General features: G+C 62.5%; 5 protein-coding genes and 1 tRNA gene. 3 read left to right on the forward strand and 3 right to left on the reverse strand.

The genetic code is table 11. The annotated features are described in order from the left end of the window. Positions 1 to 95: 95 nt before the first annotated feature. Positions 96 to 168: transfer RNA gene (locus tag KA354_11550), tRNA-Glu, on the reverse strand. Positions 169 to 509: 341 nt separating this feature from the next. Continuing rightward, the gene (locus KA354_11555) at positions 510 to 1,451 is read right to left on the reverse strand and encodes an alpha/beta fold hydrolase (protein ID MBP7935273.1); all 942 of its coding nucleotides are present in this window, start codon (positions 1,449 to 1,451) and stop codon (positions 510 to 512) included. A 726-nt stretch (positions 1,452 to 2,177) separates the two neighbouring features. Here KA354_11555 and KA354_11560 point away from each other — a divergent pair. Beyond that, entirely contained in the window at positions 2,178 to 3,200 is a 1,023-nt protein-coding gene (locus KA354_11560; GenBank protein MBP7935274.1) for a prepilin-type N-terminal cleavage/methylation domain-containing protein, read from the forward strand. Positions 3,201 to 3,445: 245 nt separating this feature from the next. On the opposite strand, the gene dnaK is transcribed toward KA354_11560, so the two are convergent. After that, the gene (gene dnaK / locus KA354_11565; GenBank protein ID MBP7935275.1) at positions 3,446 to 5,365 is read right to left on the reverse strand and encodes a molecular chaperone DnaK; all 1,920 of its coding nucleotides are present in this window, start codon (positions 5,363 to 5,365) and stop codon (positions 3,446 to 3,448) included. A gap of 303 nt (positions 5,366 to 5,668) precedes the next feature. On the opposite strand from dnaK, the gene KA354_11570 reads away from it, so the two are divergent. Beyond that, positions 5,669 to 6,148, forward strand: a complete 480-nt coding sequence (locus KA354_11570) for an acetolactate synthase (protein MBP7935276.1) — start codon at positions 5,669 to 5,671, stop codon at positions 6,146 to 6,148. A 237-nt stretch (positions 6,149 to 6,385) separates the two neighbouring features. Next, positions 6,386 to 7,096, forward strand: coding sequence for a zinc metallopeptidase (locus tag KA354_11575; GenBank protein MBP7935277.1), 711 nt, complete (start codon positions 6,386 to 6,388; stop codon positions 7,094 to 7,096). Positions 7,097 to 7,213: the final 117 nt, after the last annotated feature.

The raw sequence follows: 7,213 nt of genomic DNA on the forward strand, positions 1-7,213 counted from the left end.
TCGCAAAGAGCCGCAGTCTGAGAGTGACGGGAAACCGCAAGTCGAGTCTTTGCGGTTAGTTGCGGACAAGTGCGGGATAGTTCTAAATACTTCATTGACCCCAGCGGGATTCGAACCCGCGTTATCGGCGTGAAAAGCCGGTGTCCTAGGCCTCTAGACGATGGGGCCGCCGGTCTCGCGGACTTGGCCGCAAAACTGTACAGATTAGTGAGTATATGGGCTATGGGCGGTCTGATCAACTTGGATGACGGATCCGGCGCGGGGGCGCGGGGGCGGGGATGTGGGGGTGCAAAGGGGCGTTGGCAACGCCTCGTGGCTCGGGGTGCGGGCGGCACGGGCCTGAGGAGACGGCGTCGTTCCTGTCCGGCCTGCCGACCAGGAGGTTGGCAAGGAACGCAGGGATCGGCGGGCTTCCCGGGTGGCACCGGTTGGACCAAGAGCCAGGGGGCTCGAGTACAAGGGGGCGGCGTTTGGCTATGCTCCCCGGAGCCCTGCGGGCTCGCCGGTTCTCATTCTGCCTCGGGGATGAAATTGACCAGGTCGTCGAAGAACCGGTCGGGCCGGATCTCGAACTCAAGGGTATGATGGGCCTCTGGGTACTCGATGATCTCACGCCGCGACCAAGGCAGCTCGCGTACGAACTCCTTGGTTCGCGCATTGTGGATGATCCGATCCTGACCGCCCAGGAAGACTCGCAAGGGGCAGCCGCCGCAGGTCACGCCTTCGGCGTGGGATCCTGCTCTTTGCGGGCCGGTGTCTTGGCGTTTTGATGTCTCGGCGGCTTCTTCGGGAAATCCGTTGCGGCCACCGGTCGCCGGTCGCTGGCCTTGTCGGGCGTATCGATCCAGCTTTCGCGAGGCGAGCAGAAACGCCGCGGTTACTGTCCGGAGTGCCAGAGGGTCGTTGCGGATGAAGGCTTGCCTGGCCGGATTGGCGGTGAACAATTCCGGATCGTTGAGCGGAATGTCAAACGCGGCGTGGCGGTTGGTGATGGCCGACCAGCCGACGCGGATCTTCTGAGCGAGTGGAATGTCAACCTTGGGGAACAGGCCGGGCGCGATCAGAGCGAGGCTTGCGACCCTGGCGGGCAGGTACCGGTGCAGCGCGAGGGCGAGCTTGCCGCCCCAACTGACCCCGACCAGATGGAACCGGCTCAAGCGGGTCCGGATGTGCAGTTCATCCATGCCCTCGGCGGCATCGCGGAGCAGTCGCCAGGCGGAAGGCGTGTGTCCGCGCTCGATCTCGTTCCGCCCGCTTCCGCGGCGATCGGGAAGCAGCACCGCATAGCCCGCCTCGGCCAGCCGCTGGGCCGAGGTCTCGAACCACAATCCGTGCGACTGAATCCCATGCAGATAGAGAACGGCGCCGCGTGTTTCCCGAGGATGCCACAGCCGGGCATGGGCTTCGTAGAAATCCGCATACCGGATTCGAATCGACTCCATCTCGACCATGGCGGCATGGTAGGGCAAAAGGCCGGAAGCTGAAACGGGGGGCTGCAAGATGGATGGAGGCCACGAGGGGGCGGTCGGTCGAGACACGATGCTCGGGCATTGGGCGTTCTGGTGGGCGGGTGAGTCCTCCCCCCCGGCGCGGGGCTCACGGCTCGTGGTCTGCCGGGCACGCGTTTTACGCATTCGGGGCGTTTTTTTGTTGCGTAATTCGGTGTCAGGGTTAATATAATACGTCAGAGTGATAGGACCCCCGGTGGCGGGTGTATGGTGTGGCCCAAGGGGGCATGTCGGCTGGGCCGAAGCCTGCGGGGCGGCTCGCGGAAAGCGGCGTCCTTGCGGCCTGGGTCGATGGCGAACCCGCGGAAGGGTCTTATGGTCTTGGAGACGGGAAGCCGATGACGTAATTCTTTTCGGCTTCGTGACTTGTGATACATTACAGGGCCTAGGGCCGCCTTGGGGCGGCGTTGTGAGGGACGACTGGCGGCAGGGAGGCGCCCCGAGTGGTTCCCGGCTGTGTCTTTGGGCTCGCTGCGGCGGGCGTCGGGAGGCACGAAGGCGGGTCGGTTTTCAGGCTGCTGCAGAATAGGGCAAAGGCCCCCATGCAAGAAAGTAACCGGATTGGCACCCTCTGGTGTTCCGATCCTTACTTGTGGTATAGTGGACTTAAGCGGAATGGACCCAGCCAAATCGGGAGAAGGTGCAATGACTCTGTGGACTACGTGTAGGATGACGCAAGGACCACTTAGGGTGAGGATTGGTCAACGATCGAAGGGCTTCACGCTGATTGAGGTGTTGGTGGTCGTGGCGATCATCGCGCTGCTGCTGTCGGTGCTCCTGCCATCTCTCTCGCAGGCTCGCGAGCAGGCCAAGCGCGTGGTGTGTCTGACCAACATGTCGAACATGCCCAAGGCGACATTGACTTTCGCCACCGAGCACCGGGGCTTCGCCCAGCTCATCGGCACCTACCAGGAATGGCCGGTCGTCGATGCGAACTACACCAAGTACGAATACCAGAACGGCTTCTTCAACCACGGCATGATTGCGGGTACGACGAACTGGCTGAAGCCTTGGCCGATCGCTTACGCCAAACAGCTGGGTCTCTCTGGATACAAGCGGGCTGAGCAGTATTTTGAGGAGGCGGCCCAGGGCAGCAAGGAAGCCTCTTACTACTACAAGAAGTTCGGTCGGGTGGAGGTGCTCGTGTGCCCTTCAGACAAGGACCCGGTCAACAACGTCTGGTCTCCGACGGGTGGCTCTGTCGTCGGTGCCGTTTCCTACGCGGCCAATGAGGACGTGTTCGGGATCTCGGATCCGACGACGAACCCAAGAGAGGGGCAGCCCTGGTCGGAGGATCCGAAGACCCACGTGGGGCGGAGCGGCGACGAGACGCCGACCCGTGCCAAGCGGCTGGAAGGGGACATGGGCAAGATCGTCCGTCCCAGTGAGGTTGTGTTGTACTGTGATGGCGGCAATGAAGACGCCTCCAACGAGCCCGCGCTGTTGATTACCAACAGCGGTTCGATGAATGGGCCGTACCTCGAGAACTACGAGTGGGTGTGGGGTCGCCTGCCGCACTACCGGCACAGTCCCAAGGGCGGGCTCGCGGTGGCGTTCGCGGACGGCTCCGGCAAGTACGTTCAGCCGATCGAGTGGAAGAAGAGAGGCAACGTGCCGTACGTGAAGCGGTATGCTCCTCGCGTTCGTGTCTCGCCTTATCCGGTGGGCATCCTGACGAAGGAGCAGCCGTGAGGCGGTGGTTGGTGGCGATGCTGGCCCTCGCCTCTGCCGTTCTGGGGTGGGGTCCGGGCAAGTGAGTCGAGAGAATACCGAGCCCCGGAGTGTTGCCGGGGCTTTTTTTGCGCCAAAGGCGGGTTGCCGATAGGGGCCGCCACTGCCGGCTTGGTCTGGGTCAGGAGAAGGAAGGCACGAGGCGAGTCCCGGGATAGGCTTGCCTTGGCTCCTTCGCGGGAGCTTCCGGACGGCGGTTGGGCCGGCTACTTCTTCTCCTCGAACTCGGCGTCGATGACGTCGTCGTCCTTGGGAGTGGAGCCCGTCGCGGTCGATCCGGCGGGCGCGTCGGGTTGGGCAGCACCCGCGGCTCCGGCCTTCTTGGCGGCTTCCTCGTACATGATCTTGCCGATGGTCTGCGAGGCGGTGGCCAGCTGTTCCATGGACTTGCGGATGCTGTCCTTGTCGTCGCCCTTGGCCGCTTCCTTGAGCTGATTGAGGGCCGCCTCGATCGAGCCCCGTTCGTTCGCGGGGACTCGGTCGCCGTACTCTTTCAGAGTTTTCTCTGTCTGGTAGACGAGGTTGTCGGCCTGGTTCTTGAGGTCGACCAGTTCGCGGCGAGCCTTGTCCTCGGCGGCGTGGAGTTCGGCCTCCTTGCGCATCCGCTCGACCTCATCCTTGTTCAGGCCGGAGCTGCCCTCGATGCGGATGGACTGGGCCTTGCCGGTGGCCGTATCCTTGGCGGACACGTTCAGAATGCCGTTGGCGTCGATGTCGAAGGTGACCTCGATCTGGGGCATGCCGCGCGGTGCCGGCGGGATACCGGCCAGGTTGAACCGGCCCAGCGAGCGGTTGCCGCTGGCCAGCTCGCGTTCCCCCTGGAGCACGTGAATGGTGACCTCGGTCTGGTTGTCGGCCGCGGTGCTGAACACTTCTTTTCGGCTGGTCGGGATGGTGGTGTTTCGTTCGATAAGCTTAGTCATGACTCCGCCGAGTGTTTCGACGCCGAGTGAGAGCGGGGTGACGTCGAGGAGGACGATGTCATCCTTCTCGCCGGTGAGGACCGCGCCCTGGATGGCTGCACCCACTGCGACGACCTCGTCCGGATTAATGCTCTTGTTCGGTTCCTTTCCGAAGATCTCCTTGGCGAGCTGCTGGACGGCCGGCATGCGTGTTGAGCCGCCGACCAGAACGACCTCGTCGATGTCTTTGGGTGAGAGTTTCGCGTCCCTGATTGCCTTCATGACCGGGCCGCGGCATCGTTCGGTCAAGTCTCTGGTGAGATGCTCGAACTTGGCTCGAGTGAGTGTCTCCTGCAAGTGTTTGGGACCGCTCTGATCAGCCGTGATGTAGGGCAAGTTGATGGTCGTCTCCTGAAGGCTGGACAGCTCGCACTTGGCTTTCTCGCAAGCCTCTTTCAGTCGCTGCAGGGCCATGGCGTCCTTGCGGAGGTCGATGCCTTCGCGTTTGCGGAACTCTTCGGCCACGTAGTTGATCAGCACCTCATCGTAGTCGTCGCCGCCGAGGTGGGTGTCGCCGTTGGTGCTGAGGACCTCGAACACGTTGTCGCCGATGTCCAGAATGGAGATGTCATATGTGCCGCCGCCCAGGTCGAAGACGGCGATCTTCTCGTTCTTTTTCTTCTCGAGACCGTAGGCCAGGGCTGCGGCCGTGGGCTCGTTGATGATTCGCTCCACTTTCAGGCCGGCGATTTCGCCGGCATCCTTGGTGGCTTGACGCTGGGCATCGTTGAAGTAGGCCGGGACGGTAATCACCGCGCGGGTCACCGTCTCGCCGAGGTAGTCTTCAGCGGTCTTCTTCAGATCGCGGAGGGTCATGGCCGAGATTTCGGGCGGGGTGTAGGTCTTGCCGCGGACATCGACCTTGACCAGATCGGTTTCGCCGCCGACGACCTTGTAGGGAACGATTTTCTCCTCGGAGTGGACCTCGTTGTGCCGGCGGCCCATGAAACGCTTGATGGAGAAGACGGTGTTGGTCGGGTTGGTGACCTGCTGGTGCTTGGCGATCTGCCCGACGAGTTGTTCACCCTTCTCGGTGAAGCCGACGACGGACGGAGTGAGGCGAGACCCTTGGGCGTTGGTGAGCACCTTGGGCGAATCGCCTTCCATGATCGCGACGACCGAGTTGGTGGTTCCCAGATCGATCCCGATGATCTTCGACGACATCACGCTTGCTCCCTCTGCTGCGGTCCCGCGCGCCGGCGATCCAACTCGCCCGTCCGTCGCCTGCCGACTCGCCGGAGCTGCGTTCGCGTGCAGCCTAGAGGCGCGCCTTGGGCGCAGCTAGTGACAAGTCTGAATGCACGCGCGATGCCATCGGGTCTTCGATGGAGGCTCTTTGTCTTAACCTTTTTCTCTACACCTAGTTGCGGCTTCCTGCCGATGAAAGGGCACGTGTCATCCCTGCCAGAGTGGCAGAACCGTGGATCTCAGGTTTGGCACACCCTGCAACTGAGGTAGAATGCTGCCATGTCCATGGCTCCTAGCCGTTTCGAGACCTTGGAAGGGCAGGGGATGCCCGGGGTGCGTCAGCTTTCCGTCTTTCTGGACAACCGGGTAGGGCAACTCCTGCGTCTCAGCCAGCTCATTGACGCGGAGCGGGTCCGCATTCTCGGCCTGTCGGTGATTCCCGCTGCCGAGTATGGGGTAGTTCGCATCATTTGTGATAACCCGGACGAGGCTCGCCGGATCCTTCAGGCAGGCGGTTTCGCCTGCGGAGGCACGGAGGTGGTGGTTGTCAAGATACCGCCGGGGCAGCGGGGCTTGCTCTCTGTCTGGCAGTGTCTGTTGAGCAGTGAGACGAACATCGCCTACTGCTACCCCTTGCTGCCGACCAGTCTGGGCCCGGCCCTTGTTCTGGCCGTGGACAATGTCGAGATCGCCACTGATGCGCTGCTGCGGAACAAGTTTGAGGTTCTCAGCGAAGCGGATCTTCACAGTGACCTGTAGTGTGCGACTGATGGGCGGCGTCACGCCGTGTGGCCGTACCGGGCTCAACCCTGCCATTCTGGCGGGTTGCAGGCGGCTTGGTCTTGTGGCAACTACTTTCCTGGCAATGGTTTAAGCGCATTCGGCGATTGGCACTGGGCTTGCAGGCTCCGCAAGCCGTATATAGGTTGAGCCAACGGAGGGATATCCTCTGGGCGGCGGAGGGATGCATGAAGCTGAAAGCAGGAGCTTTGAACAATGTTCGGTTGGATTGACCCGATGTACTTGATCTACGTGGGATTGCCTGGCCTTCTGCTGGGGCTGTACGCGCAGTGGAAGGTGAAGTCCGCATTTGCCCGCGGCAGCCAAATCGCGTCGGAACGAGGCTGGACCGGGCAGCAGGTTGCCCAGCGGATCCTGGATGCCAACGGCATCTACGACGTATCCATCGAGCCGGTGGAGGGCTATCTGAGTGACCACTATGACCCCAGGCACAAAGTGTTGCGGCTGAGCCCGGATGTGTATCACGGTCGATCGCTTGCCGCCGCGGGTGTAGCCGCCCATGAGGTAGGCCATGCGATCCAGCACGCCCGCGGGTATGCGCCTTTGGCGATACGCAACAGTGTGGTGCCGATCGCCAGTTTCGGCTCGGGTTTCGGAATGACCCTGGCCTTCCTGGGCATCGGCATGGGCTTCACGAGCATGGCGGCCGTGGGTGTTGCGCTCTTCACCATGGTGGTGATTTTCCAGGTTGTCAACCTGCCGGTTGAGTTCAACGCCAGCACGCGAGCCCGGCAGACGCTGGTGGCCAGCGGGCTGGTGTCGGTGGCGGAGGACCGTGAGGTGGGCCGCGTGCTAAGCGCCGCGGCGATGACGTACGTCGCCGCCACCATCAGTGCCATCCTGACCCTGGTTTATCTCCTGATCCGATCGGGCCTGTTGGGTGGCGCCGGTCGGGACCAGGACTAGGTTGCTCGGTTTCCACGGTCGCCATGCTGGAGAGACCGCAGCGGATGGATGCCCGACAGAGCCAGCCTGGACGTAGGCTCGGGCCGCCGACGCGGGTTCTCCATCGTTACCTGGCAT

This window comes from Phycisphaerae bacterium (assembly GCA_018003015.1).
Classification (GTDB): domain Bacteria; phylum Planctomycetota; class Phycisphaerae; order UBA1845; family PWPN01; genus JAGNEZ01.

Coding starts and splice junctions, on each gene's coding strand:
- KA354_11575 (MBP7935277.1), top strand. CDS start 6,386: ATGTTCGGTTGGATTGACCCGATGTACTTGATCTACGTGGGATTGCCT.
- KA354_11555 (MBP7935273.1), bottom strand. CDS start 1,451: ATGGTCGAGATGGAGTCGATTCGAATCCGGTATGCGGATTTCTACGAA.
- dnaK (MBP7935275.1), bottom strand. CDS start 5,365: ATGTCGTCGAAGATCATCGGGATCGATCTGGGAACCACCAACTCGGTC.
- KA354_11570 (MBP7935276.1), top strand. CDS start 5,669: ATGTCCATGGCTCCTAGCCGTTTCGAGACCTTGGAAGGGCAGGGGATG.
- KA354_11560 (MBP7935274.1), top strand. CDS start 2,178: ATGACGCAAGGACCACTTAGGGTGAGGATTGGTCAACGATCGAAGGGC.